Annotated in this window: 21 protein-coding genes and 2 pseudogenes; 8 read left to right on the forward strand and 15 right to left on the reverse strand. The window is 69.1% G+C overall.

The window, feature by feature from the left end:
* From AB0F04_RS24010 to AB0F04_RS24025, 4 genes are all read left to right on the forward strand, one after another.
* Complete coding sequence (locus AB0F04_RS24010) at positions 1-870, forward strand: hydroxymethylglutaryl-CoA lyase (protein WP_362044363.1); 870 nt, start codon at positions 1-3, stop codon at positions 868-870.
* Positions 871-877: 7 nt separating this feature from the next.
* Positions 878-2,236, forward strand: a complete 1,359-nt coding sequence (locus AB0F04_RS24015; RefSeq protein WP_362044365.1) for an SLC13 family permease — start codon at positions 878-880, stop codon at positions 2,234-2,236.
* Between the two features lie 223 nt (positions 2,237-2,459).
* The gene (locus AB0F04_RS24020; RefSeq protein WP_362044367.1) at positions 2,460-3,089 is read left to right on the forward strand and encodes a helix-turn-helix domain-containing protein; all 630 of its coding nucleotides are present in this window, start codon (positions 2,460-2,462) and stop codon (positions 3,087-3,089) included.
* A gap of 459 nt (positions 3,090-3,548) precedes the next feature.
* Positions 3,549-4,274 carry a dienelactone hydrolase family protein gene (locus AB0F04_RS24025; protein WP_362044368.1) on the forward strand — a complete coding sequence of 242 codons (726 nt, stop codon included), beginning with the start codon at positions 3,549-3,551 and terminating at the stop codon, positions 4,272-4,274.
* 391 nt (positions 4,275-4,665) lie between these two features.
* On the opposite strand, the gene AB0F04_RS24030 is transcribed toward AB0F04_RS24025, so the two are convergent.
* The gene (locus AB0F04_RS24030; protein ID WP_362044903.1) at positions 4,666-5,538 is read right to left on the reverse strand and encodes an AraC family transcriptional regulator; all 873 of its coding nucleotides are present in this window, start codon (positions 5,536-5,538) and stop codon (positions 4,666-4,668) included.
* 164 nt (positions 5,539-5,702) lie between these two features.
* On the opposite strand from AB0F04_RS24030, the gene AB0F04_RS24035 reads away from it, so the two are divergent.
* The gene (locus AB0F04_RS24035) at positions 5,703-6,485 is read left to right on the forward strand and encodes an MBL fold metallo-hydrolase (protein ID WP_362044370.1); all 783 of its coding nucleotides are present in this window, start codon (positions 5,703-5,705) and stop codon (positions 6,483-6,485) included.
* Between the two features lie 33 nt (positions 6,486-6,518).
* The gene (locus tag AB0F04_RS24040; protein ID WP_362044372.1) at positions 6,519-7,163 is read left to right on the forward strand and encodes an NAD(P)H-binding protein; all 645 of its coding nucleotides are present in this window, start codon (positions 6,519-6,521) and stop codon (positions 7,161-7,163) included.
* A gap of 290 nt (positions 7,164-7,453) precedes the next feature.
* On the opposite strand, the gene AB0F04_RS24045 is transcribed toward AB0F04_RS24040, so the two are convergent.
* The 5 genes and pseudogenes from AB0F04_RS24045 to AB0F04_RS24065 all read right to left on the reverse strand — a co-directional run bounded on the left by AB0F04_RS24045 (position 7,454) and on the right by AB0F04_RS24065 (position 12,885).
* On the reverse strand, positions 7,454-8,011 hold the full coding sequence (locus AB0F04_RS24045; protein WP_362044905.1) for a DUF6308 family protein: 558 nt from the start codon (positions 8,009-8,011) through the stop codon (positions 7,454-7,456).
* A gap of 226 nt (positions 8,012-8,237) precedes the next feature.
* Positions 8,238-9,412 (reverse strand): annotated as a pseudogene (locus AB0F04_RS24050) (glutathione-independent formaldehyde dehydrogenase).
* A 382-nt stretch (positions 9,413-9,794) separates the two neighbouring features.
* Positions 9,795-10,895 carry an FAD-dependent oxidoreductase gene (locus AB0F04_RS24055; protein ID WP_362044374.1) on the reverse strand — a complete coding sequence of 367 codons (1,101 nt, stop codon included), beginning with the start codon at positions 10,893-10,895 and terminating at the stop codon, positions 9,795-9,797.
* 419 nt (positions 10,896-11,314) lie between these two features.
* Positions 11,315-11,533, reverse strand: a pseudogene (locus tag AB0F04_RS24060) (hemerythrin domain-containing protein); the annotation flags it as partial.
* Between the two features lie 260 nt (positions 11,534-11,793).
* Positions 11,794-12,885, reverse strand: a complete 1,092-nt coding sequence (locus AB0F04_RS24065; RefSeq protein ID WP_362044376.1) for a hypothetical protein — start codon at positions 12,883-12,885, stop codon at positions 11,794-11,796.
* Positions 12,886-13,483: 598 nt separating this feature from the next.
* Between AB0F04_RS24065 and AB0F04_RS24070 the strand changes: the two genes are divergently transcribed.
* The gene (locus AB0F04_RS24070; RefSeq protein ID WP_362044378.1) at positions 13,484-13,933 is read left to right on the forward strand and encodes a DUF1931 family protein; all 450 of its coding nucleotides are present in this window, start codon (positions 13,484-13,486) and stop codon (positions 13,931-13,933) included.
* Positions 13,934-14,077: 144 nt separating this feature from the next.
* Positions 14,078-15,271 carry a PP2C family protein-serine/threonine phosphatase gene (locus AB0F04_RS24075; RefSeq protein ID WP_362044380.1) on the forward strand — a complete coding sequence of 398 codons (1,194 nt, stop codon included), beginning with the start codon at positions 14,078-14,080 and terminating at the stop codon, positions 15,269-15,271.
* On the opposite strand, the gene AB0F04_RS24080 is transcribed toward AB0F04_RS24075, so the two are convergent.
* From AB0F04_RS24080 to AB0F04_RS24120, 9 genes are all read right to left on the reverse strand, one after another.
* A complete protein-coding gene (locus tag AB0F04_RS24080; protein WP_362044382.1) occupies positions 15,219-15,638 on the reverse strand; it encodes a DUF2267 domain-containing protein in 420 nt (139 codons plus the stop codon). The two genes, AB0F04_RS24075 and AB0F04_RS24080, sit on opposite strands and share 53 nt — an antisense overlap.
* 35 nt (positions 15,639-15,673) lie before the next feature.
* Positions 15,674-16,066 carry a DUF2267 domain-containing protein gene (locus AB0F04_RS24085; protein ID WP_362044384.1) on the reverse strand — a complete coding sequence of 131 codons (393 nt, stop codon included), beginning with the start codon at positions 16,064-16,066 and terminating at the stop codon, positions 15,674-15,676.
* Between the two features lie 685 nt (positions 16,067-16,751).
* On the reverse strand, positions 16,752-17,255 hold the full coding sequence (locus AB0F04_RS24090) for an Hsp20/alpha crystallin family protein (RefSeq protein ID WP_202510575.1): 504 nt from the start codon (positions 17,253-17,255) through the stop codon (positions 16,752-16,754).
* 51 nt (positions 17,256-17,306) lie between these two features.
* Complete coding sequence (locus AB0F04_RS24095) at positions 17,307-19,088, reverse strand: FAD-dependent oxidoreductase (protein ID WP_362044386.1); 1,782 nt, start codon at positions 19,086-19,088, stop codon at positions 17,307-17,309.
* Entirely contained in the window at positions 19,088-19,348 is a 261-nt protein-coding gene (locus AB0F04_RS24100) for a UBP-type zinc finger domain-containing protein (RefSeq protein ID WP_362044388.1), read from the reverse strand. The genes AB0F04_RS24095 and AB0F04_RS24100 overlap by 1 nt, the downstream gene beginning before the upstream one ends.
* Positions 19,345-19,812 (reverse strand): thioredoxin, encoded by a 468-nt coding sequence (trxA, locus tag AB0F04_RS24105; RefSeq protein WP_362044390.1) that lies wholly within the window; start codon positions 19,810-19,812, stop codon positions 19,345-19,347. The genes AB0F04_RS24100 and trxA overlap by 4 nt, the downstream gene beginning before the upstream one ends.
* Positions 19,809-22,448, reverse strand: coding sequence for an ATP-dependent chaperone ClpB (clpB, locus tag AB0F04_RS24110; RefSeq protein ID WP_362044392.1), 2,640 nt, complete (start codon positions 22,446-22,448; stop codon positions 19,809-19,811). The genes trxA and clpB overlap by 4 nt, the downstream gene beginning before the upstream one ends.
* Positions 22,439-22,846 carry a chaperone modulator CbpM gene (locus AB0F04_RS24115; RefSeq protein ID WP_362044394.1) on the reverse strand — a complete coding sequence of 136 codons (408 nt, stop codon included), beginning with the start codon at positions 22,844-22,846 and terminating at the stop codon, positions 22,439-22,441. Before AB0F04_RS24115 ends, clpB begins: the two co-directional genes overlap by 10 nt.
* Positions 22,846-23,799: a J domain-containing protein gene (locus tag AB0F04_RS24120; RefSeq protein WP_362044396.1), complete on the reverse strand. Its 954-nt coding sequence runs from the start codon at positions 23,797-23,799 to the stop codon at positions 22,846-22,848. The genes AB0F04_RS24115 and AB0F04_RS24120 overlap by 1 nt, the downstream gene beginning before the upstream one ends.
* Between the last annotated feature and the right edge of the window lie 6 nt (positions 23,800-23,805).

Here is a 23,805-nt window from a genome sequence, read left to right on the forward strand (position 1 = left end):
ATGAACGTAGAAGTCACCGACGTGGTGCTGCGCGACGGGCTCCAGGACGAGGACGTCGTCGTGGCCACCCGCGACAAGATCGCCATCGCCCAGGCACTGGTCGACGCCGGCATCACCACCTTCGAGGTCGCCTCCTTCGTCAACCCCGCACGCGTGCCCCAGATGTCTGACGCCGGCGACGTCGTCGACGGCACCCGTGGCCTCGGGGCGCGTCGCCTCGCGCTCGCCCTCAACGCCAAGGGAGTCCACCGGGCCGCAGCCAGCGGAGTGGAGGTCGTCGAGGTCGTTGCCTCCGCCAGCAGTGGCCACAGCCGCGCCAACGCGGGCCGCGACGTCGACCAGGCCATCGACGAACTGGCCGCAGCGGTCGCCGAGCACCCCGGCACCGCGTTCATCGCGGGCGTCTCCACCGCCTTCGTCTGCCCGTTCGACGGCCCGGTCCCGGCCGCCCGGCTCGTCGAGGTCGTCGCGCGAGTCGCCGGCATCGGCGTCGAGCGAGTCGGGCTGGCCGACACCCTCGGGATTGCGACACCCGAGCAGGTCGCGACCTCTGTCGCCGCGGTCCGGCAGGCCCTGCCGGACGTGGAGCTGGGCCTGCACCTGCACAACGCCAAGAACCAGGCCCTCGACACCGTCGACGCCGCCCTGGAGCTCGGGATCCGGCACTTCGACAGCGCCGTCGGCGGCTACGGCGGCTGCCCGTTCGCGCCCGGCGCGCACGGGAACCTCGCGACCGAGGCACTGGTCGCGCACCTCCACGCCCGCGGCGTGCACACCGGAGTCGACGTGTCCAAGCTGGCCGGCACTGCCCAGCTGGTCCAGCAGTCCCTTGTCCGCGGCGACCGGCTTCCCGTGCGGCCAACCCAGTGAGGACGTCATGACCACCTACCTGATCTCCATAGCGGCCCTGGTCGCCGTCTTCGCGATCGCCACCATCCGGCCTATCAACATGGGCATCCTGGGCTTCGCCGCCGCCTTCATCGTCGGCGGCTGGGTGTCCGGAATCCCCATCGAGGACATCCAGGCCTTCTTCCCCGGCGACATGTTCCTCGTCGTGTTCGGCATCACGCTGCTGTTCGGCATAGCCCGGGCCAACGGAACGATCGACCTGATCATGGAGGCCGCACTCAAGCTCGTCCGCGGCAAGCCGTGGGCGATCGTCTGGCTGATGTTCATGCTCGCCGCAGCGCTCATGGCGCTCGGATCCGTGCTGGCCGTCGGCATGCTCGCCCCGATCGCCATGCCCTTGGCCAAGAAGTACGGCATCGACCCGCTGCTGATGGGCATGATGCTCAGCCACGGCGCCCTCGGTGCCGCGTTCTCCCCGGTCACCGTCTACTCGGTCGGCATCGGGGAGCTCACCCAGGACCAGGGCATCGACGTCTCCCCGGTCCTGTTGTTCATCGTGCCGTTCGCGCTCAACCTGTGCCTGGCCGCGGTGCTGTTCCTCGTCCGCGGCCGCTCTCTGCTCCGGGCCACCGGCCCGGTCGGCGCCGAGGACCCGGTCGCCGCCAGCGATGGCACCCCTGGCGCAGACGGCATGCCCGCACCCCGCACGCCTGTCGCCGGTGCCACCGTCACCCGGCCCCGCCCCGCCACGCTGGTCACCGATCCCGTCATAGGCAAGGCCTCGGGCACCCGCCCGGCCGTCGAGAACTGGCTCACCTTCGCGTCCATCGGAGGGCTACTCGTGGCCGCCCTCCTGGGGATCGACGTCGGCGTCACGTCCGTCTGTCTCGGCGCGTTGCTGCTGCTGGCTTCGCCCAAGACCGTGGAACCCGCGATGAAAGCGATCTCATGGCCGGCGGTGCTCCTGGTCTGCGGCATCGTGACCTACATGGGCGTTCTGACCGAAAACGGCACTCTGGCCTACGTGGGCCAGAAGGCCATCGAAATCCCGTGGCCGGTGCTGACCGCCTTGGTCATGCTCGTCGCCGTCGGCCTCATCTCCGCCGTCGGCTCCTCCTTCGGCATCATCCTGATCTCGCTGCCACTGGCCGCGCCGCTGCTGGCCGGCGGCGAGCTCGGCGCTGTGGGCTTCGTGGTCGCACTCGCCTTCTGCGCCACCGTGGTCGACGTCAGCCCTTTCTCCACCAACGGCGTCATCGTGCTCGCCAGCGCACAGGTCGAGGACACGAAGCGGTTCCAGCGCCAGATGCTGCGCTACTGCGGCTACATCGTCGCAGTCGCGCCGCTGCTGGCCTGGGCCACGATCGTGCTCCCCACCTCAGCCTGACCCACTACGGGCGCCGCCGCGAAACAACCACTCCGACTCAGTGAAGCAGCGGACCCGGAGGACTGGAGCTGCGACCCTGGCAGCGTGCCAGGGGGATACCGCTGGAGCATTCTCCGGCCTCGCCATTGCGGGAAGTGCCGTGTCGACCGCGGCCCCGCTCCCGCGTGAGGCAGGGTTGAACACCGGAATTGATTCTCAAATGGTGAGAGTTTACAGTCATCAAGTGACTACAGGTGTGGAGACCGGCGTCGGCGTCCTCGACAAGGGAATGGCCATCGTCGACCTGTGCGAGCGTACTCCGTCGTCCGGGAGCGAGATCGCCCGCGTTTTGGGCATGACCGTGCCCACGGCACATCGACTGGCCGGCGCCCTGGTTGCACACGGGCTCTTGCAGCGCGCCGCCGACGGCCGGTTCTACCTCGGGCCACGCTTCCTGACCTCGCGCATGACCGAGCACGCGCAACCCGTGCTGGCGCGCCTGACCCGTCACATCAACGAGACATCACAGCTCTGGGTGGCCCGGGGCGAGTTCCGAGTGTGTACCGCGAGCGCGGAGGCCGAGACCGAGCTGCGAGTCAGCCTTCCGGTGGGCAGCCGTCTCCCCTTCTCCGACGGCGGGTCGGCGGCAGCGGCCCTGCTTGGCGCAGTCCGCCCCGAAGGCTGGGTCGAGTCGGTCTCCCAGCGAACCGTCGGAGTCGGCTCTGTCAGCGCCCCAGTGCTTGTGGGCGACACCCCCGTCGCAGCGGTTTGCGTCATCGTACCGATCCCGCGCGTCACGAGTTCTCCCGGACAGATGTACGGGGCGCTCGCCTGTAGCGCCGCTGCCGACATCGGAGCGAACCTCGAAGTCTGACCGGCGGTTGACCCGGCTCCCGGCCGTCGGTCATCGCTGCGATCAGCAGCTCAAGATGCGCCTCCGCCGAGGCGTCGTCGACGTCGCCAGCCGTATTCGGGAGTTCAGTGAGGTGAAGAAGGGCGACTGAGGTCAGCTCGATGGCTCGCCCCAACACGTCGCTGGCTCGGTTGGCAGAGCGTGTGCCCGTCGGCGTTCGCGAGCTTGTGCTGTTCGGTCTCGTACTGGAGACCTTTGAGGAACGAGGTGTGAGCACCATCCTTCGGTGAGAGCCTGTGGACAAAACCCGTTTGCGCGCAGCGGCGTCCGGTGCGCCCGCCCTTAGGGCGGACGGCGGTTTGTTCACCGGCGCTGAGCTGAACCGCTGAGCGGGTGGTTCCGGAATACGCCGGAAACCTTCCTTCTGCCAACGGCAGAGCACCCGCCGACCGGGCTCGACGCTCACTACTGTCCAGGCTCATGACGACAGTTACAACGCGCACGATCGAATACGCGGCCGACGGCCTGACGATGATCGGGCACCTCGCGCTCCCGGCCGGTGTCGGCCGCCGGCCCGCGGTCCTGGTCGGGCCCGAGGGGGTGGGGCTCAGCGACGTCGAGCGCCGTCGGGCCGATGCGCTCGCCGAGCTGGGATACGTGGCGCTGGCCTTCGACCTCCACGGCGGGCGCTATGTGGGCGACCCCGAGGAGATGCTCGCCCGTTGCATGCCGCTGCTCGCCGACCCCGACCGGATGCGAGGCATCGGCCGCGCGGCGCTCGACGTGCTCCGCGCCGAGCCGCGGACCGACCCGGACCGGATCGCCGCCGTCGGCTACGGCACCGGGGGCGCAATCGCGCTGGAACTCGGGCGCGACGGCGCCGACCTGCGCGCGATCGCGACAGTCAACGGACTGACCACGGGCCGACCAGGCGAGACGGCGCGCATTCACTGCCCGGTGTGGGCCGGGGTCGGGTCGGAAGACCCGATCATGCCGCCCGCGCAACGGGACGCATTCACCGCCGAGATGCAGGCTGCGGGCGTCGACTGGCGCCTCGTGGTCTACGGCGGCGCCTTGCACGCCTTCCATCACCCACCGGTCGACCACATCGTGCTTCCCGGGGTCGGTTACCACCCTCAGCACGCGCGGCGAGCTTGGCGGGACGTCGTCGATCTGCTCGCCGAGTGCCTGCCGATAACGGAGTGATCTGGGCAGACTGGGGTTTGTTCACAGGCTCTGACAGCTCGTTGCTTCGCGGCAGAACTCTCCGAAGCGTCATTCGGACTGCGGCGGAAGGACGAAGTAGGTCATCAGGCAGCAGGCGCCCTTCGGGCCCCTGCACTTGGGACTCCAGCCACGTAAGGGGACGTTCAGCTTCTCGTAACCTCTGCACGGAGAGCGCAATGAACGTGCCGGAGCGGAGCATGCCGCGCAGGATCGGCATGCTCCAGGCCCTCGAAGCCACCCTGAGCAAGGTCCGCGACGAGCGCGGCTCTCCGCTATGACATCTGTGTCAATGATGAGGATCCGTGAAAGCCTCCAGGCTGCTCTCGCTCCCCACTCGGTTGCCTGGTCTACGTACGGCCGCGTAGTGGCGTCAGCTGTCTTCGCCCGGGGGTGCGGCGATGGCCTGCTGGGTGCGGCGGAAGTCGCCAGGGGTGGTACCGGTGTGGCGGGTGAAGAACTTGCCGAAGTTGGTGGCTTCGGAGAAGCCGAGGCGGCGGGCGATGGTGGCGACGGGTTCGTCGGTATGGGCGAGGAGCCGCTGCGCCTGGAGGGCGACGCGGGCGTCGATGACGTGTTTGACGGATCGTCCGGTGGCTGCCCGGCAGGCCCGGGTGAGGGTCTTGACGGAGTAGCCGAGGCGGTCGGCGTAGTCCTCGGCGCGCCGGGTGGTGGCGTAGGAGCGTTCCAGTTCGGCGTGGAAGCGGGCGTAGACCTCGCCGCCGGCGTGGGGGTCGGTGGGCGCACTGCGACGGGGGAGGCGCTCGATGTGCAGCAGCAGCGCGGCCAGCAGCAGGCGCAGGATCTCGCGGGACGCGCCGTCGGGGCGGTGGTATTCGACGTGGAGCCGGGCGAGCAGGGCGGAAGTGGTGGCGTAGTCGCTGCTGGTGCCCAGTTGCCAGCAGTTGGGGGCGGACCAGTCGTCGGCGAGGCGGCTGGCTGCTGCGGTGGTTTCCGGGAAGGCGGGGGTGAACAGCAGGTGCGTGCCGTTCATCAGGCCGGGTCCGGCCAGGCGTTGCACCTGGCCGGGGCGGATCCACAGCAGGGTGCCGGGCCGGCATGGGTATGCGACGAAGTCGACGGTGTGCTCGGCACTGCCCTGGGTGATCAGGGTGAGGGAGTGGAAGTCGGCGCGGTGGACCCGTTGCAGGCTGCCGTCGGTGACCCGGCGGTGCAGTGCGGCCAGGTCGGTGATCTCGATGCCGGGAACCGGGGCGTTGGGCGGGTTGAAGCCGAAGCCAGGGATGGCCTCCCCGCCCGCAGGTTCGGGGGCGGGGCTCCTGCCATAGCCCGTCCTGTCCGTTTCTGACCACGACACGTCTCCATCGTACCTCGCTGGCCTGCGGCGTTTCCCGAACAGTGGAAGGCGAGGACGAACAAGGACCTCGACCCACCATAAGGAGACAGGCCATGAACGGAACCATCACGGTCATCGACAAGGGCGCGGTGCGCATCCACAGCTACATGGCCCCCGATGACAGCCTGAACGTCACCACCCAGCTGATCGAGACCCCGGCGCGCGTCATCGCCGTGGACGCCCAGTACGCCCTGGCCTACGCCGACGAGGTCGTCGCCTACGCGCGCGGCCTGGGCAAGCCGCTGGACCGGGTGATCATCACCCACGCCCACCCGGACCACTTCCACGGCGCCGCCCGCTTCGGCGCTCCCGTGTACGCGCTGGCCGCGGTACGCGAGCAGATCGCGGCCCAGGGCGACGGCCAGGACCCGACGGGGGCGGTGATCCCGGTGGCCGACATGACGCCAACGATGGAGGTCGTGCCGGGCCCGCAGGTCATCGACGGCGTCCCGTTCGTCTTCGAGGCCCATCACGGCGGCGAGGCCCCGGACGAGCTGGTGATCAAGCTCCCCGAGCAGGGCGTCCTGGTCGCCCAGGACCTCGTCTATCACGCCACCCACCTCTTCCTCGGCAACAACGACGTCCCCGGCTGGACCAAGGCCGTCGAGCAGCTCGCCGCCGACACCGCCTACGACACCGTCCTGCCCGGCCACGGCCTGCCCGCCGGTCCCGAGGTCTTCGACCAGCTGCGCCGCTACCTCACCGACGCGGGCGAGCTGCTCGGCGACGACGGCGAGGCGTACAAGCAGGCCATCACGGCGCGTCATCCCGGCTTCGGCGGCGCGTTCCTGATCGACATCGGCAACCAGTACCTCTTCGGTACCGGCAACGCCTGACCATCGCCCCCTCCAGTGAAACGGACCTCCAACATGAGCAGGATCACCGTCTTCGGCGCCGCCGGAAAGGCCGGCTCCCGCGTCGTCGCCGAGGCCGCCGCCCGCGGCCACGAGGTCACGGCCGTCGCCCGCGACCTCGACGCGCTGTCCGCCCTCCCCGACGGCGTGCAGGCGGCTGCGGGCGACGTCACCGATCCCGACTCCGTCGCCGCCCTCGCCAAGGACGCCGATGCGATCGTGCTGACCGTCGGCGGCCCGGACGCCGCCCTCTACACGAACGCCGTCTCCGCCGCCGCGTCGGCCGTCCGCGCCCTGGGCCCGGCCGGCCCACGCATCATCCACATGGGCGGCGGCGCGAGCCTCCTCAACGGCGAGGGCGCGCGCTTCTTCGACGCCCCCGGCTTCCCCGAGGAGTTCAAGCCCTACGCCATCGGCCAGATCCGCGCACTCGACGCCTACCTCGCCCTCGGCGAGGACGTGACCTGGACCTACCTGTCCCCGCCCCCGGTCCACTTCGCCCCCGGCACGCGCACCGGTGGCTACCGCACCGGCCTCGACCACCCCGTCGTCGGCGACGACGGCCAGGCCCGCATCTCCTACGAGGACTACGCCGCGGCCCTCGTCGACGAGATCGAAGACCCCGGCCACCTCAACCGACGCTTCACCGTCGGCTACTGAACAACCAGCCATGACGGCCTCCGGCGGCACGCGCGAGACGCGCTGCGGAGGCCGTCACGCATGCGCGCGCGGCGGAAGCGGGCGAGAGCCCGCAGGCAGAGCCTCGCGCAGCGGACGTGGGCAGCGGCAGAGCAAGAGTGGCCAATCCCTGAGCACCCGGTGCTGATTGCCCGCGCACAACCCCTGATGGTTGGCACTTTGGTACACCGCAGGTCACAGGGTGTCTCGCCGGGAGCGCGGAGGCATCTGCTCTCCGGGCAGAGGGCTCCCTTGTGTGTGGCCGACGGACTTCAGACCCCGATGCAGCTTTTCTGTTGATGGTCCGTACGGTGACGCATCCAGAGCACCACGTCGCACACCCGCAACGCACTGACGGTCGCGGGAGGTCGGCGGACTGCCGAAGGGACGACAGTTGGCGGTGCAGCGCGTGATTGTCGGCACTCAGCGCACCATGCAGGTCGAGCCAGAACGACCGGCCGACCAAGAATGCAGCGAACGACCTGATCGTAGACGGGCAGCAGCAGCGGCCGCTTCCGGGCGAGGAGCTTGCCGGCCGTCACCCACCCGATTCCGGTCTCGTTGCAGAGGACGCGCGGATCTTCCATCCGCCATCCCGTCGGTAGAGCTCCGCCAGAACCCACCCCAGCGGCCGTGCGCAGCGCGAGCAGGGGCTCCAGCCGCGTCTCCTCGATCGTGAGCCAGGAGCGCGCGACCTCTCGGAAGGTCCGCAGCCACCTCACGGTGTGAGCCCGGTCGGAACGCGCTGCCGGGTCGCGGCGGCCTGGTCGAAGTCCGGCCGCCGGGCGAGGAAGCCTCCCACTGGGCCCAAGAACTGGGCATCGATGCATTCGCGGCACATAAGCATGCGGCCTCACCAGTTCCAGGGTCTGCCTCGCACCGTATGTCCGGCGGGGTCTTCGCCTCCGGCTTGGCGAGCATGCGGGGGCCGCGGTCCGTCCTACCGGGCCGAACTCCGGTGATCGCCGCTGGTTCAGCCCCTGCCGGAATCAGGGTGACTGCCACCCGTCACCCGGACTGGTCCGGGGAGGCAGACGGGCGGCGGTCCCTGGGTTCCTATCGCTTGTGGCCGTTGCCGTGTCCGTTGGGATGCAGGACCACCTTGGTCCAGCCCTCGTCACGGGCGTCGAAGTGCTCGTAGGCGGTGGGGGCCTCGTCCAGGCTGAGCTCGTGGGAGACGACGAAGCTCGGCTTCGCCTTCTCACCGGCGATCAGATCCCGCAGAGCCCGGTTGTACCTCTTCACCGGCGCCTGCCCGGTGCCCATGTGCTGGCCCTTGAACCACATCATGCCGAAGTCGATCGGCACCTTGCCCTGGGCCTCCATCTCCCCCTGGGCTTCTTCGCCGCCGGGGTCCTGGGGCAGGAACACACCCACCACTCCGATGTCGCCGGTGAACCTGACGAGTCGATCAGGCCGTTGAGCGTGAGGCTGGCGTCCTCGTGTCCCTCGGGGTCGTGCGCCTGATAGCCGACGCACTCGCAGCCGTTGTCGGCGCCCAGACCCAGGGTGGCCTCTTTGACGACCTCCGCCGGGTTCTGCTCGGCGGTGTTGATCGCGATGGCCCCGATTTCCTCCGCCTTGCGCAGCCGATCGGGCTGGTGGTCGGCCACCCAGACGCGGCCCGCGCCCTTGAGCACGGCGGAGTAGGCCGCCATCAGCCCGACGGGACCGGCCCCGAAGACGATCGTCTGGTCGCCCGGTTTGACGTCGGCCATCTCGGTGGCGTGGTAGCCGGTGGGAAAGATGTCGGCGAGCATCACATAATCGGTCTGCCGCTCGGCGGCGTCCTCACCCAGGCGCAGCGCGTTGAAGTCCCCGTAGGGCACACGCAACAGCTCCGCCTGGCCGCCCTGGTAGGGGCCCATGTCGGCGAATCCGTAGGCGGCTCCGGCGAGGTCCGGTTCCGGCTGCATGGTCAGGCAGTAGTTGGTCAGACCCCGCTCGCACTGCTTGCAGAAGCCGCAGGCGATGTTGAAGGGCAGGACCACGTACTCGCCGACCTGGACCTTGCGCACGGCCGAGCCGACCTCCACGACCTGGCCCATGTTCTCGTGTCCCAGCGTGCGGCCGGACTCGAACGAGGTGCGCCCCTCGTACATGTGCAGGTCCGAACCGCAGATGTTGGTAGTGGTGATCTTGACGATGATGTCGCAGGGGTGCTCGATCTTCGCGTCCGGCACGTCCTTCACCGTGACCGTTCGCGGTCCTTCATATACCGCTGCTTTCATGATGACTTCCCTTGGTGTCGCGGCATGACCGCACCACTGCGGTGATGGAGACGGCGCGAAAGGCCTCACTCTCGGGCGTTGAACGCGGGGGTTGGGACGCGGTCCGCGGCTCCGGCATGCCTCTGCGGGTCGTTCACCCGGATCAGGTGCAACGGCGCCGTCGGCGGCTTGCGATGCGGAGTATTGGCTCCCCGGCGGCGTGCCGCCCGGGTCCCCGTCGGCCTCGACGCGAAACGAGCACGCGTGCACCGATCAGGAAAATCTTCCCCATCCGGACGACCACCGACCACCGACCACCGCCGTATCCCCGACTGGATTCCGGCGACGCGGCCGGGGGCGTACTGCAGGGCGTCCAGTGACATGGTCCCAACTGTTGGGGCGTTCAGCGGGGCTGGCCGAGTGCTGCCGTCGGACGCAGGTTCTCCTCGAGTTTTTCGGCCATGGCCGCGCTGGCCAATGCCCGTCCCAGTCGAGGTGCCTGTTTGAAGAGGTTGTGCCCGGCTGCGAAAAGGATTCTCTCGGCTTCCCAGACCGCTATGCCGTCTTCGCTCCACGGCAGGCTTGTCACCCAGCAGTGCAGGTGCTCGACGGGCTCGGGGTCGAGGCGGGGCAATGCGCGGGAGACGTACGCGCGGCCGCGGTCGCTGAGTGCCGCCAGTGCTTCGGGGGCCACGACGCTGCCGTCCTCCCGCACCTCGACCGTTTGGCTGAGGCCCACCGCATATCGGCTGTTGCCCGGGTAGGGGGCTGCATAGACGCCAACCTCCCCGAAGTCGCCGCTGCTGTCCTGCAGACAGGCGACCCGTTCCGGGGGCGCTCCCCTGACCTGGAAGGTGAGGCGGACGTGAGCTGCCGACCGTATGGGGAGCGAAAGCCCCACGTTGCGTGCCAGCCGCGCGGTGCCCAAGCCCGCGCAGACCACGACGCTTGCGTACTCCTCGCGGCCGACGGCGCTGAGCACCTCCACCGTGCCGCGGCCCGTGGGATGCAACGAGAGGACCTCGTCGATGACCACAGAGTCACCCAGTGCATCGGCCAGGCACTCGACCGCGACACGGGTGCGGATGGCACCGCCGTCCTCATCAAGCATCGCGGGACCGCGGTAGTCCGCGAGCAGCGGCATGCTGGCCTGAAGCTCGGCGCTGTCCACGGTCCGGACCGATATGCCGCCGGCATCCTGCAGAATGCGCAGTCTCCCAGGAACGGAACCGCCCAGGGCGACCACTCCATCCCGGGAGATCAGTTCGGCGCCCACCCGGTCGGCCCACTCGTCCCAGACGGCGCGGCCCTGCCGGGTGAAATCAACCAGGCGGGCGTCGTCGTGCGCGTGACGGAATATGCGGGACTCGCCACCGGATTGCCCCTTGCCTGGAACGCCGCTTTCGTAGACCCGCGCCGTCGTTCCGCGTTCGGCCAGTGCATAGGCGGTGCAGAGTCCGACGATGCCGGCTCCTACCACGGCCACCTCGGGAACCCGGTCCATTCGATCGCCTCACTTCGCGTCCCGGAGATTTCCCCTACGGAGCAGGGGTTAGGTCACCTGTCGCCGCGAACTGGTGGATGACTGGACCCGATGGGCGGCACTGCCAGGCTCTACGCGAAACGGCGGCGGAACCGCCTCTTCTCCAGCGTCACACCAGTCTGAAATATGTCAAGCGGCCACCTCGGACGGCAGCCCTGACCGACCGGCGGAGAGTCGCGGGGGCGGACGCCTTGGTCGAGGCCTGGGAGGACCCAGATCAGCCTACGGCCGTCGCCCTGCACCCAGGAAAAGAGGAACTGCGCGGTAACCGGAAGGTCACGGCCGCCTCCCTCCCAGCGCCGACCGTCCGGGGGCGTGGCACAGGTTGCGGTTCAGGAGTTGACGATGCGGCGCACGTTGTCGACGGGCACCGCAGGTTGTTCGCCGTGTTCCAACTCTTCGTCGTCGCTCTTCTTATAGCGCTTGAGCGCGGGATAGGCCTTCGCCTCTTCCGCCAGTGCGTGCGCGATCAGCAGATCGGAGAATTCCCGCAAAGCGGCGGCCCGGTCGGCTTCGATGTTGCGCATCAGGCGAAAGAGCTCCTCCGCCTTCCGGTAATCCTGAAGAAAGAGTTCAACGACGTCTGCCTGATCGAACAACGAGCAGAACCCTCGGACACCGGCCTGCACAGCCTCACCGAGACAGCCCGCCAAGGCGTCGGCATGAATGTGCACGACCTGCGCGAGCTGTCCTCTTCCACCAGCCGGACGCCGCCCACCCCTACGACCGCGCCCTGTTCTCGTACGGCCCGACTGATACTGCGGCCAGCCGCTCCTGATCAGTACCAGGGATGGCCCCTCTTCAATACCTGGCGGGCATCCACGCGCACGCCCTAAGGCGTTGTCCCGTGACCCGCAGTTTAGTCATCCTGGCTGTCCTTAAGCTTGCGGCGACGTTCCTGTTCGCGCTTGGAGTAGGCGGCTGCCCGGATCGCATCGTCGCTCTCCAAGCCTGATCCCAGTGCGCCGCCCACGGTGGCGACCGAAGCGACGAACCAGGACAGCGTCAAGTACTCCCCAGCGTGCAGTGGGGTTCGTGTCACGGCAGCGAACGCTTGGCCGTTGAGGATGAACAGCGCCCACACCCAGTTGATGACCATCAAACCCACGTAGCAGACGAGCACGCCGATACCCACGGTCACAACCGTCGAGGCGTTGTACAGCCGCGCCCTCTGCCTCGCCTCCGGCGAGCTCTCGGTCGCTCGATGCCACAGCTCCGCGTCTATGATCAGCCAGCCGATCATGATCGCGACAGATCCGACCGTGGCGATCACGAGGCGCGGCGTGCTGAGGGACGCGGCCAGGGTCCAGACGGTGGAGTTCACGGTGGCGACTGCTCCCGTGGCGAGCGCGGCCGCCAGGGCTTTCGACAAGCCCGGCACCAACCGCCACGGCCGGTTGGCGCGGACCATACCGGCGAGCACCCGCAGGTAACCGCGCGGCCCGCTGACGACGTACCGAAGATCGTCGGTCTCCTTCTCATCGGTTCGGCCCGGATGAGAAGGGGCGAGACGATTGACGGAGGGCCCCGGAAGCGGCTGACTTCGCGGAGTTTCTTCAGCCCCATCGGTTTGCGGACCCGCCATGCCGAGCACGGCTTCTTCGACGGCCCGCCGGGCCCTCGTCTGCAGCCGCAGGCCTCCCAGTGAAGGAAGAGAGAGCAGCGCCAAGCCGTGTTCGTGATTCAGATTCACAGCGAGCTTGCGCCCGTGTGAGTGCAGCGGAAGGTCGGTGAGGGCCACGACGATGTCCCAGTTCTCCGCACTCCCACGGTCCATGATCCGGCGCATCAGGGTGGGCGGGTCTTCCGTCCCCGAGGTGAAGGGCTCACTGACCACCTCGACGTCGAACCGTCGCCCCTGGCCCGACTTGTCGGCGAGCCGAGCGGAAAGTGTCCGGGCCATGCGCTGCGCGATCTCCGTCGGCGCGTCCGGATCCGCCAGGAGAGCCACGACTGTAACGCCCTGAGACAACACCTGCATGACTGGGCCCTCCTCGTCGGCTGCCCCGCCGATCCCAAGTGCCCACGGCCGCAGCCGAGGTAACGTCGACACCGCGTGACACGCCGGCCCCCGCCTGCAGGTGCAGGCGGTCACACGGCCTGCTGCCACCACCGGTCCACGAGCGCGTCCGCCACCGCGAAGACCCGCTCCGGCATCATCCCGGCACGCACCGCACGCCGCCCCACCGACCACCCCGCTCCGGTGTCCGCCGGGGAGCCAGAGTCCGCAAAGCCCTTCTACCCGGGGATTCCACAACGCCTGCGAGGCACAGCGCTTCGTCCTCCCCGCCGTCGGGACGGCTGGTGGGCGGGAAGGGCCGTGTCGACCGGCCCGGGCTGCTGCTCACCGGCCTCTCCCGAGCGCACTGCCGTCGGTCCCCACGCCCATCCAACGCCCCAGGCAGTCGGACGCATGGGCCTGGCAGGGCAAAACAGGAAGGCTGATTGGGCCCGACATACGCATGCGTTCGCGCGCTCCCGTCGGCCAGGCTGGCTGGGAAGCCCAGGGGCCGGGAGCCGACCGGCTCCCACAGCCGGAGGTTGCCGTCATGACCGTGATGTCCATTGCCAGATTCGAGAGGTTCTTTCGCGCGGCCGCAGGGCTGAACGTCGACAAGAACGATCTCAAGCGCTACAGCGACTTCGTCGACGCCAAGCTCTACGATCTGCTGACCGTCGCCCAGGCCACTGCCAAGGCCAACGGGCGCGACATCATCCGGACCGGTGACCTGCCGATCACGAAAGGCCTGCAGGAGAGCATTCACCACTTCCGGAAGATCGACCAGGAAGTAGAACTCAAGCCGATCCTGGAACAGCTCGCCACCCATCCCGCTCTGGACCGTACGCCCGATGAGGAGACCGAGGCGGCCTATCCGGACATCATCGGCGGACTCAGCCTGGCCCTTGCCCAGAGTTTCAAGATCCTCCACCCCGACCTGAAAAATCCCCAGACCCAGCACTGGGACGAGGCTCGAGCCGTCTTCGACCTCCTGCTGTGAGCGGCGACCGGAACAGGCGGTGCAGGCCACGGCCGAAGAGGTTCAGCGCGTTCTGCTTCTTCGGCTGCCGCAACGACGTGCTCCAGCTCGAAGGTCGGAGAGCTCAGATCGTGACGGCCCGTCCTCGAAGGGATCATCGAAGGCATGGACAGGAACGTGTCCGTCGGGTCCGGTGAGCGGCTGCTGGAGGAACTGGTCAGAGCGGCCCAGCTGGCATCACCTGCGGAACTGCCCGTGGTCCTGAACCGGTATTCCGAGGCCATGGGCCTGGGCAAGGCCGTTATCTATCTGGTCGACATCCAGCAAAGACTGCTGGTGCCGTTTGCCGATGGCGAGCCGCAACTGGAGCTCGACACGTCGCCGGCCGGATGGGCCTACCGCACCGACTCCCTCCGAATGGAAGAAACCCCCTCCGGAGGGCTGAAGGTGTGGCTACCCCTGGCGGACGGAGCGGACCGGCTGGGCGTCGTGGAGCTGAACATGAGCACCCTGGACGGGCTCAAGCTACGGCGCTGTCGAACGGCGGCGCTGCTTCTCGCACTGATCATCACATCCAAGCGCACCCACAGCGACACCATCGCACAGCGCATGCGCACCAGGTCGATGCACCTGCCCACGGAGATGGTGAGAGCTTTTCTCCCTCCCCGGTCGATCGGCACTGGGCGGGTCGTGTCGACGGCGGTTCTGGAGCCTGCGTACGAACTGGGCGGCGACGCTTTCGACCATGCGTTCACCGAGGACGTTCTGCACGCGGCAGTCCTCGACGGCATGGGGCACGATCTGGCGTCCGGACTTGCCACCTCCGTCGCCCTGGCAGGCTGCCGTAACGCCCGGCGCGGCGGGGCAGAGCTGAACGACCTCGTGGGTACGATGGACGAGGCATTGGCGAAGTGGCTTCCCGAGCAATTCTGCACGGGTGTCTTCACTCAGTTGCACATGCCCACCGGTGTGCTGCGCTGGTGCAACTGCGGCCACCCGCCTCCGTTGCTCATCCGTCGCCACCGCCTGCTCCACAAGGCATTGGAGCGGCCACCTGAGCCTCCTTTGGGTCTGCCCGCCAGTCTCGCCGGGACCGCCCGTCAGGTGCACGACGTCGGTCTCGAGCCCGGTGACCGCATACTGCTCTACTCAGACGGCGTCGTGGAATCGCGCGACGAGGCGGGCGAAGAGTTCGGCCTGGAGCGCTTCACCGACTACATCATCCGGTCGACCGCAGCAGGGCAGAGCGCCCCGGAAGTGCTGCGCCTGCTCATCCATGCCATCCTCGAGCATCAGCACGACGAACTCAGCGACGACGCCACGATCTTGATGTTCGAGTGGCAGCCCCCTGATCCGTGACCGCAAGAGCCGGAAGGCGCACGTGACGCCGGAAGACGGCCGGGCGCCGTAGGCCCGCCCTGCCGTCTGATGGGAATTCGCTCCGGACCCGTGCGAAGAACTCCTCGTTGCTCATCTTCACGGGCGTGTCGGCAGGCCTCCAGCCGTCGTAGTAGACGCCTCTGACGAGGGTCGGCAGTTGGGCTCCGAACTGTACGGCCGTCTCGACCGGGAGATGATCCCGAAGCGGGTGCAGCACGGCCCGCAGTGCCGCGTACGACTGCTTACGCCGTTCTTTGGGCCACTCGAAAGCCTCCTCGACGTCTCTGAGGAGCCGATTGGCCTTGTCCACCATGGTGTCGAACGAGGAGAAACCTGTATCGACCATTTTCGTGGGCCTTTCGTTCTGGGCGCCTCACGGGCTCAGTCCGCGAGGTCGGCCTTGCCGAACAGGACCGCGTAACTGGAGGGGAGTTGACTGATGATCTGATTCAGTTCTCCGCCGGTGACAGCGTCGGCAACGGTGGTCAGGACCGCGCTCCCGTCCCACTGCGCCGTACGCGGCCGGGCACCCGTGCGCTCGGCGACCCGGCGGTAGAACTCCTCGATCCCGAAGCTCTGCGCCTTCTGCGGCGTGGCATGGTCCAGAACCTCTCGCAGCGGGCCGGGCAGCTGGGATGCGAGGTCCTTGACCTCTCCCGGGCTGATCCGTTGGGCCAGGACTTCCAGCACGGCATTGGTGACGTCCGCGGCTTCGCTCTGGTCCTTGTATTCGCCTCGCTCGCGTACGTGGGCGAGGAATCCGTCGTATTTCATCGTTGCCTCCTTCTGCCGCGGTCACCGCTGGTCATGGGGGTCGCCCGATGCGCTGTCGGGTCGGCCGCATCCGTCCGTCGGCGCGTAGCTGCCGTCGGCAAGGCTCCTGGCCCTCGACTCCCGCTCGGACTCGCGCAGGGCACGGCGGAAGCGTCCGAGGGCCCCAGGAACGGCCGTCCACGGCCGGTTCGAGTCGGTCGCGGCTCGTCGGGCCGGATTCTTGGAGCGCGTGGGTGATCTGTTCGACTCGTCGTCGAGGCGTTGTTCGGCCATGGCGGACGAACGGCTTGCCGTGCCCGCGATGCCTGCCATCCGAGGCGAGTACGGGGTGCTGCCCCGTCAGGGGCCCGGGCAGTAGCGGCGGGCTCCGGTGCGCTCCCGCTCCTGACGGCGGGCGATGCGGTCGGCGATCCGTAGGTCCCGCCCCTGCGCGGCCTGCCGGACGTGTGCGGGGCGGAGTCGGTCTCGTGCGTCCTGTAGCGATCGGCACGGCCGTGGGCGGAATTCGGCTGCTGCGCGCCTGGCGTCTGCGTCGCCGAAGGAAGCCGCTGGCGAGCAACGTGCCGCGTCTCCGGCGCCGTGAGGGGTTGTGAGAAGGGACGTCGTTCATGGGTCACCCCGGGCGTCAAGCCTCATGGCCCGGCCGCGGTGCCGGACGGGTGTCCGGAACCGCGGCGTTCGCCTGTCAGCCGCTGCTCCCGGTGCCTTCACTCGTCTCGCTGATCTCGACGTGCCGGGGCTTTGCGACCTCGGCCTTGGGCACGGTGATGGTGAGCACCCCGTCCGACATCTGCGCGTTGATCTTTTCTGTGTCGACCTCTCCGGGCAGCCGCAGCCGGTACTCGAAGGCTCCGGTGCGGCGGGTGCTCCGGCGCAGGACGCCTTTGCGTTCCTTCTCCTTGATCTCTCCGGTGACCACCAGTTCCTGGCCGTTCGCTTCGACGTCGATGTCCTTGCTCTTGACGCCGGGGAGTTCGATCTCGACGTGGAAGGCGTCGTCGGACTCCGTGACATCCGCCAGGGGTGTCCACGCGACTGCGGTCGCCGCGCCTCCCACCGTGGATTCGATCAGTCCGCTCATCTCGCTGAGCAGTTGGTCGAACTCCGTCAGCGGATTGCGTGCCCAGCCAAGCGGCCTGGCCTGCATGGCGGCACCTCGGTGGTGCCGGACGGGCGTGGCCATTCCCATCGCCTCCTTCTCCTTTTCGTGATCTTTCGTGATCTCGTCGCCCGCTGGGTGTCATCCGAGCCAAGCGGACTCCTTCGGACGGGTGTGCGGGGAGCTGTCGGTGCCGCCGGGCGCGGCCGTGTGGCCCAGGTAGCGGTGCACGAAGTGGATGCTCATCGCGCCTTCGCCGACCGCGGAGGCCACGCGTTTCACCGAGCCGCTGCGGACGTCGCCGGCGGCGAATACGCCAGGCAGGCTGGTCTCCAACGTCAGGCAGTCGCGGCCCTGGCTCTGCCACAGTCCGGGGACGGAACAGGCCTGCGCCTCCGCCCCGGTGAGCACGAAGCCGCGCGCGTCGAGGGCGAGCGCGTTGGACAGCCACTCGGTGTGGGGCTCGGCGCCGGTGAACACGAACAGGGCCCGCACCGCGAGCTGCCGGTGCTCGCCCGTACGGTGGTCGACCACGGTGACCGCCTCCAGCACCTTGTCGCCGAGTGCCTCGGTCGTCTCGGTGCGCAGCAGCACCCGCACCCGCGGGTGGCGCTCGACCTGATCGATCAGGTAGCGGGACATATGTGCCTCGAGGCTCGGCCCACGGACGAGCAGGTACACCTGCGGTGCGTACCCGGCCAGGAAGAGTACGGCCTGGCCCGCGGAGTTGCCGCCGCCGACGACGGCCACCGGGTCGGTGCGGCACTGCTGGGCTTCGTAGACGGTCGCCGAGTAGTGGACGCTCGTTCCCTCCAGGCGTTCGATGCCGGGCACGTGGAGGCGGCGGTAGCGGGCGCCGGTGGCCAGGACGACGGTGCGGGCGCTGATCTCGCTGCCGTCGGCGAACCCGACGGCGTAATGGCCGTCCCGCGGTTCGAGGCGGGCCGCCTCCGCCGGGACGCTGATCCGGGCGCCGAACTTGTCGGCCTGGAGCACGGCGCGGTCGGTGAGTTCGGCGCCGGAGATGCCGGAGGGGAAGCCCAGCAGATTCTCGATGCGGGACGACGTCCCGGCCTGACCGCCGTTGGCCATCGCCTCGACCAGGGTCGTGTCGAGGCCCTCCGAGGCGGCGTTCACCGCGGCGGCGAGACCGGCGGGTCCGGAGCCGACGATCAGGAGATCGCCGTGATGGTTTCCGGCAGGCAGCGAGGGCAGGCCCATGAGCCGGGCCAGTTCCGCGTTGCTGGGGTTGCGCAACAGAGTGGTGTCCCGCCAGATGACGAGCGGTGTCTCTTCCGGATCTACGCCGAAGCGGCGCAGCAGCTCCTCGGCCTCTTCGTCCGTCTCCAGATCGATCCAGCGGTACGGCAGCCGGTTGCGGGCGGCGAACTCACGCAGTCGCCGGGTGTCGGGCGAATAGCGCGAGCCGACGATGCGGAAACCGGCGCCCTGCCCGACGAGCAGGGCACGGCGGCCGAGGCAGGCACGCAGCACCAGATCGCCAAGGACGGAGTCCCGGGTCACCAGGTCACGCAGCTGATCCATGGAAAGGGCGAGGACCTCACCGGGGTCCCTGACCGTAGCGGTGTAGAAGGCCACCTGCCCGTTCAGGAGCCCGAGTTCACCGATGAAGCGGCCGGGGCCGTGCACACGCAGCAGACGTTCGTCGGGCGTGCTGTAGTCCTCGACGATGGCGACCGAGCCGCTGAGGACGACGTAGAACGTCTCGCACCGCTCCCCCTCCCGGATCAACACATCGCCGGCGTCGACCGCGCGCCGCCGGCCACGCTGCGCCAGGCGGTCCATCTGATCCTCCGGCAGGCGGGGGTAGGCGCCGTAGATGTCGGCGGTCTCGAAGGGGACGCTCTCCTCCGTCTCGTCCGGCACCTGCGCTGCGCTCGGCCGCCTCTCGTCGCCGGACATCACACGAACGCCTCGTGGACGAAGCACCACCGCCAGTCCTCGCCGGGCTCCATCGACGCCGCGATCGGATGGCCGTCGGCGGCGTGACGGCGCGCGTGCCGGTTCGGCGAGGAATCGCAGCAGCCGACGTGGCCGCAGGTCAGGCAGAGCCTCAGGTGGACCCACGGGGAGCCGAGCAGCAGACACTCCTGACACCCTTCGGGGGTCAGTGGCCGGACCGGGCGGACGAGCGCGAGGTGGGGGTCGGTTCGTACGGTCATGGCTGATCACCCTTTCCGGCCGGTTCACGGCCCGCCATCGACTGCTCCACCCACCTCCGCAGGGCCGGGGCAGGCGCGGCACCCGCCTGCCGGGCGACGGTCTGTCCTCGGTCGAGGACCAACAGGGTCGGTACCGCCTGGACCTCGAACCGCTGCGCCAGCCGCGGGTTCTGGTCGATGTCGACCTTGACGAGTTTGATTCGGCCGGCGAGATCGGCGGCGACCTTCTCCAGTGCGGGGCTCACCATGCGGCAGGGGCCGCACCATGTGGCCCACAAGTCGACCACGACGGGAACGTCGGCCCGCTCCACGACCTCGGCGAAGTCGTCGTCGCCCGCGTCCACCATCCACGGCAGAGGCTGCTTGCAGTTGCCACACCTGGGGCGGCCCTCGGCGGACACGGGCACCCGGTTCTTGCGCCCGCAGTGCGGGCAAGTGACGTTCGTGGCCTGAACAGTGCTCATGCCGCCTGCGCTCCCTTCACGTCCTCGGCCTGGTCGTAGGTGACCACCAGCTCTCCGGCCTGGGCGTCGACACGGACCGTGGCGCCGTCCTGTACGTCGCCGCGCAGCAGGGCGCGCCCGACCAGCGTCTCGACCTCGTGGGAGATGTAACGCCGCAGCGGCCGGGCCCCGTACACCGGGTCGTAGCCCTGGTGGGCGATCAACTCCCGGGCTGCCTCGGTGAGTTCAACGGTGATGCGGCGCTCGGCGAGGCGGCGTCGCAGTTCGTCGAACTGCAGCTCCACGATCCGCTCGATCTGCCGCTCACCGAGCGGCTTGAACAGCACGATGTCGTCGACGCGGTTGAGGAACTCCGGGCGGAAGTGCCCGCGCAGCTCGCCCATCACCAGGGCGCGGGCGTCCGGTTTGATCTCACCCTCGGCGGTGGCGCCGTCGAGGAGGTGCTCGGAGCCGATGTTGGACGTCATGATGATCACGGTGTTGCGGAAGTCGACCGTGCGGCCCTGGGCGTCGGTGATGCGGCCGTCGTCGAGGATCTGCAGCAGGGTGTTGAAGACATCGGTGTGGGCCTTCTCGATCTCGTCGAACAGCACAACCGAGTACGGCTTGCGGCGTACTGCCTCGGTGAGCTGCCCGCCCTCCTCGTAGCCGACGTATCCGGGCGGTGCGCCCATGAGCCGGCTGACGGTGTGCCGCTCCTGGTACTCGCTCATGTCGAGGCGGACCATGTTCTCCTCGGAGTCGAACAGGGCCCGGGCGAGGGTCTTGGCCAGCTCGGTCTTCCCTACGCCGGTGGGCCCGAGGAAGATGAACGAGCCGATGGGGCGGCGGGGGTCGCGGATGCCGGAGCGGGCGCGGATGATGGCGTCGGCGACGAGCTGGACGGCCTCGTCCTGGCCGATGACGCGCTCGCGCAGGATCTCGTCCAGGCGCAGCAGCTTCTCGCGTTCGCCCTCCTGGAGACGGGCGACGGGAACGCCGGTCCAGGCGGCGACTATCTCGGCGATCTCCTCCTCGGTGACGACCTCGCGCAGCAGCCGGTTCTCCCCTTGCTTCGAGGCCAGTTGCTCCTCCTCCGCGGCGAGCCGGCGCTCCAGGTCCTGGAGGCGGCCGTAGCGGAGTTCGGCGGCGCGGTTGAGGTCGTAGGCGCGTTCTGCCTCCTCCGCCTCGTGGCGGACCTGCTCCAGTTCCTGGCGCAGTTCCTGCACGCGGCGGATCGCCTGCCGTTCGGCCTCCCACTGGGCGTGTTTGGCGTCGGCCTCGCCGCGCAGGTCGGCGAGTTCCCTGCGCAGTTCCTCCAGGCGGGTTTTGCTGGCGGGGTCTGTCTCCTTGGAGAGGGCGGCCTCCTCGATCTCCAGGCGGGTGACGCGGCGGGTGATCTCGTCGAGTTCGGCGGGCATGGAGTCGATCTCGGTACGCAGCCGGGCGCAGGCCTCGTCGACGAGGTCGATGGCCTTGTCGGGCAGGAATCGGTCGGTGATGTAGCGGTGGCTGAGGGTGGCCGCGGAGACCAGCGCGGTGTCCTGGATCTTCACGCCGTGGAAGATTTCCAGGCGTTCGCGCAGTCCGCGCAGGATGGAGATGGTGTCCTCCACGCTCGGCTCTTCGACCAGGACCTGCTGGAAGCGGCGTTCGAGGGCGGCGTCCTTCTCGATGTGCTTGCGGTACTCGTCGAGGGTGGTGGCGCCGATCATGTGGAGTTCGCCGCGGGCGAGCATCGGCTTGAGCATGTTGCCCGCGTCCATGGCTCCTTCGGCGGCGCCGGCGCCGACGACGGTGTGGAGTTCGTCGACGAAGAGCAGGATGTGCCCCTGGGCGGCCTTCACCTCGGACAGCACGGCCTTGAGGCGTTCCTCGAACTCGCCCCGGTACTTGGCTCCGGCCACCAGGGAGCCCATGTCGAGTGCGAACACGGTCTTGTCGCGCAGTCCTTCGGGCACGTCGCCGCGGACGATGCGCTGGGCGAGGCCCTCGACGATGGCGGTCTTGCCGACGCCGGGGTCGCCGATGAGGACGGGGTTGTTCTTGGTCTTGCGGCTGAGGATCTGGGTGACGCGGCGGATCTCGGCGTCGCGGCCGATGACCGGGTCGAGCTTGCCGTTCCTGGCCTCGGCGACCAGGTCGCGGCCGTACTTCTCCAGGGCCTCGTACGCCACTTCGGGGTTGGCCGAGGTGACGCGCTGGTTGCCACGGATCTGGGTGAGCGCGCTCAGGAACGAGTCCCGGGTGATGCCGTGCTCCTTGAGCAGCCGTCCGGCGGCGGTGGACGAGCCCTCCTCGGCCAGGGCCAGCAGGAGGTGTTCCACGGACACGTACTCGTCCTTGAGGCGTTTGGCCTCCCGCTCGGCCGCGTCCAGGAGACGGGACAGGCGCTGGGTGACGAACACCTGGCCCGGCGCCGCACCCGGGCCGGTCACCTTGGGCCGGCGGGAAAGCTCCTCACCCACAGCCGCACGGAGCTCCTCGGGCGCCCTGCCCGCCTGTTGCAGCAGCCGCGGGATCAGGCCGTCCTCCTGGTCGAGGAGCGCGAGCAGCAGATGCTCACCGTCGACCTCGGTCTGGCCCATGCGGACGGCGGCGGTCTGCGCCTCCTGGAGGGCTTCCTGTGACTTCTGGGTGAGACGGTTCATGTCCATGGCGGTATGTCACTCCTCGTACCGGCGCGGCGCAGTGCGGCTTCGAGCAGGCTGATGCGGTCCAGCAGATCGAGCACCAGACCGATGGATGCGTAGTTGAGACACAGACCGGAGCGCAGCCGCTGGACGCGGGCGAGAACTGCCGGGGCCGCGGAGTCGAACACCAGGCGCCCCGCGGCGTCGCGCTCGGCGTCGACCAGGCCCAGGGCGACGAACCGGCGGACCAGGTCGGGATGGACGCCGGCGCGGCGGGCCACGGTGTCCAGGGAAAGCCTGGGCACGGGGACGAGCGCGTACCGCACGGCCGTGGAGCCGGCGCTCGTCCGTACGGGACGCCCGCCCGCGTCGGCCCCGGCGGTCCGACCGCCGGTGGCCGCCCATGAGGCTCGGTCGCTCATCACGTCCTCCTGGGGTCGTACGAAGAGGTGGCGGCGAGCTCCTCGAACAGCTCGCGCTCCCGGTCGCTGAGCTTGGGCGGCACCATGACGCGGAGTTCGGCGTAGAGGTTGCCGTCGGCACCGCGTGGGTTCGGCATGCCCTCGCCGCGCAGCCGCAGCCGCCGGCCACTGGACGAGCCCGCGGGCACCGTGACCTTGGCCGTGCCGCCGCCCGGCGTGGGCACCGGAACCGTCGCGCCCAGCGCCGCCTCCCAGGGGGTGACCGGAAGCTGCACGTACACGTCCCGGCCGTCCAGCCGGAACCGAGGGTGCGGTTGGATACGCACCCGCAGATACAGATCCCCCGCGGCGGCCTCACCACTGCCCCGTCCGCCCTCGCCCGCCAGCCGGATGCGCTGCCCGTCGGTGACGCCGGGCGGTACGTCGACCTCGTACCGCCGCGGCTGCCCGGTGGGACCGGCGAGCGTGACGGTGCGGCGGCCGCCCCTGTACGCCTCCTCGACGGTGAGCGGCAGCTCGGCCTCCTGGTCGGCCCCCGGTACACCGCCAGGGGCGCCGCCTGCTCCGAAGAGCGAGCCGAGCAGGTCATCGATGTCGACGCCCTCCGCTGCGAAGTCGTCGCCGAAGCCGCTGTACCGGACACGAGGGCCGCCCGCGCCAGCGGTCCTCCGAGCGCGGAAGCCGCCGCCGGGTCCGGCGCCTGCACCGACCCGCTCCTCCCAGTCCTCGGGGACCTTCCGGAAGTCCTCGCCGAAGCGGTCGTAACGGGCCCGGGTCTTGGGGTCCGACAGGACGCTGTACGCCTCGTTGAGGTCCTTGAAGCGTTCCTCCGCCCCCGGGTCCTTGTTGACGTCGGGGTGGTACTTGCGGGCGAGTTGGCGATATGCCTGCTGGACCTCGTCCTGGCTCGCGGTCCGTGACACGCCCAGCACCTCGTAGAAGTCCCGTGCCATGACCGG

Origin of the sequence: Streptomyces sp. NPDC029041, assembly GCF_040637515.1 — a bacterium.
Taxonomy (GTDB): domain Bacteria; phylum Actinomycetota; class Actinomycetes; order Streptomycetales; family Streptomycetaceae; genus Streptomyces.

Excerpts from the sequence above, each read along its gene's own strand:
- AB0F04_RS24070 (WP_362044378.1), top strand. The coding sequence starts at position 13,484 with ATGACCGTGATGTCCATTGCCAGATTCGAGAGGTTCTTTCGCGCGGCC.
- trxA (WP_362044390.1), bottom strand. The coding sequence starts at position 19,812 with ATGAGCACTGTTCAGGCCACGAACGTCACTTGCCCGCACTGCGGGCGC.
- AB0F04_RS24010 (WP_362044363.1), top strand. The coding sequence starts at position 1 with ATGAACGTAGAAGTCACCGACGTGGTGCTGCGCGACGGGCTCCAGGAC.
- AB0F04_RS24035 (WP_362044370.1), top strand. The coding sequence starts at position 5,703 with ATGAACGGAACCATCACGGTCATCGACAAGGGCGCGGTGCGCATCCAC.
- AB0F04_RS24015 (WP_362044365.1), top strand. The coding sequence starts at position 878 with ATGACCACCTACCTGATCTCCATAGCGGCCCTGGTCGCCGTCTTCGCG.
- AB0F04_RS24075 (WP_362044380.1), top strand. The coding sequence starts at position 14,078 with ATGGACAGGAACGTGTCCGTCGGGTCCGGTGAGCGGCTGCTGGAGGAA.
- AB0F04_RS24120 (WP_362044396.1), bottom strand. The coding sequence starts at position 23,799 with ATGGCACGGGACTTCTACGAGGTGCTGGGCGTGTCACGGACCGCGAGC.
- AB0F04_RS24115 (WP_362044394.1), bottom strand. The coding sequence starts at position 22,846 with ATGAGCGACCGAGCCTCATGGGCGGCCACCGGCGGTCGGACCGCCGGG.
- AB0F04_RS24040 (WP_362044372.1), top strand. The coding sequence starts at position 6,519 with ATGAGCAGGATCACCGTCTTCGGCGCCGCCGGAAAGGCCGGCTCCCGC.
- AB0F04_RS24055 (WP_362044374.1), bottom strand. The coding sequence starts at position 10,895 with ATGGACCGGGTTCCCGAGGTGGCCGTGGTAGGAGCCGGCATCGTCGGA.
- AB0F04_RS24025 (WP_362044368.1), top strand. The coding sequence starts at position 3,549 with ATGACGACAGTTACAACGCGCACGATCGAATACGCGGCCGACGGCCTG.
- AB0F04_RS24045 (WP_362044905.1), bottom strand. The coding sequence starts at position 8,011 with ATGCATCGATGCCCAGTTCTTGGGCCCAGTGGGAGGCTTCCTCGCCCG.
- AB0F04_RS24080 (WP_362044382.1), bottom strand. The coding sequence starts at position 15,638 with ATGGTCGATACAGGTTTCTCCTCGTTCGACACCATGGTGGACAAGGCC.
- AB0F04_RS24090 (WP_202510575.1), bottom strand. The coding sequence starts at position 17,255 with ATGGGAATGGCCACGCCCGTCCGGCACCACCGAGGTGCCGCCATGCAG.
- clpB (WP_362044392.1), bottom strand. The coding sequence starts at position 22,448 with ATGGACATGAACCGTCTCACCCAGAAGTCACAGGAAGCCCTCCAGGAG.
- AB0F04_RS24085 (WP_362044384.1), bottom strand. The coding sequence starts at position 16,066 with ATGAAATACGACGGATTCCTCGCCCACGTACGCGAGCGAGGCGAATAC.
- AB0F04_RS24095 (WP_362044386.1), bottom strand. The coding sequence starts at position 19,088 with ATGTCCGGCGACGAGAGGCGGCCGAGCGCAGCGCAGGTGCCGGACGAG.
- AB0F04_RS24100 (WP_362044388.1), bottom strand. The coding sequence starts at position 19,348 with ATGACCGTACGAACCGACCCCCACCTCGCGCTCGTCCGCCCGGTCCGG.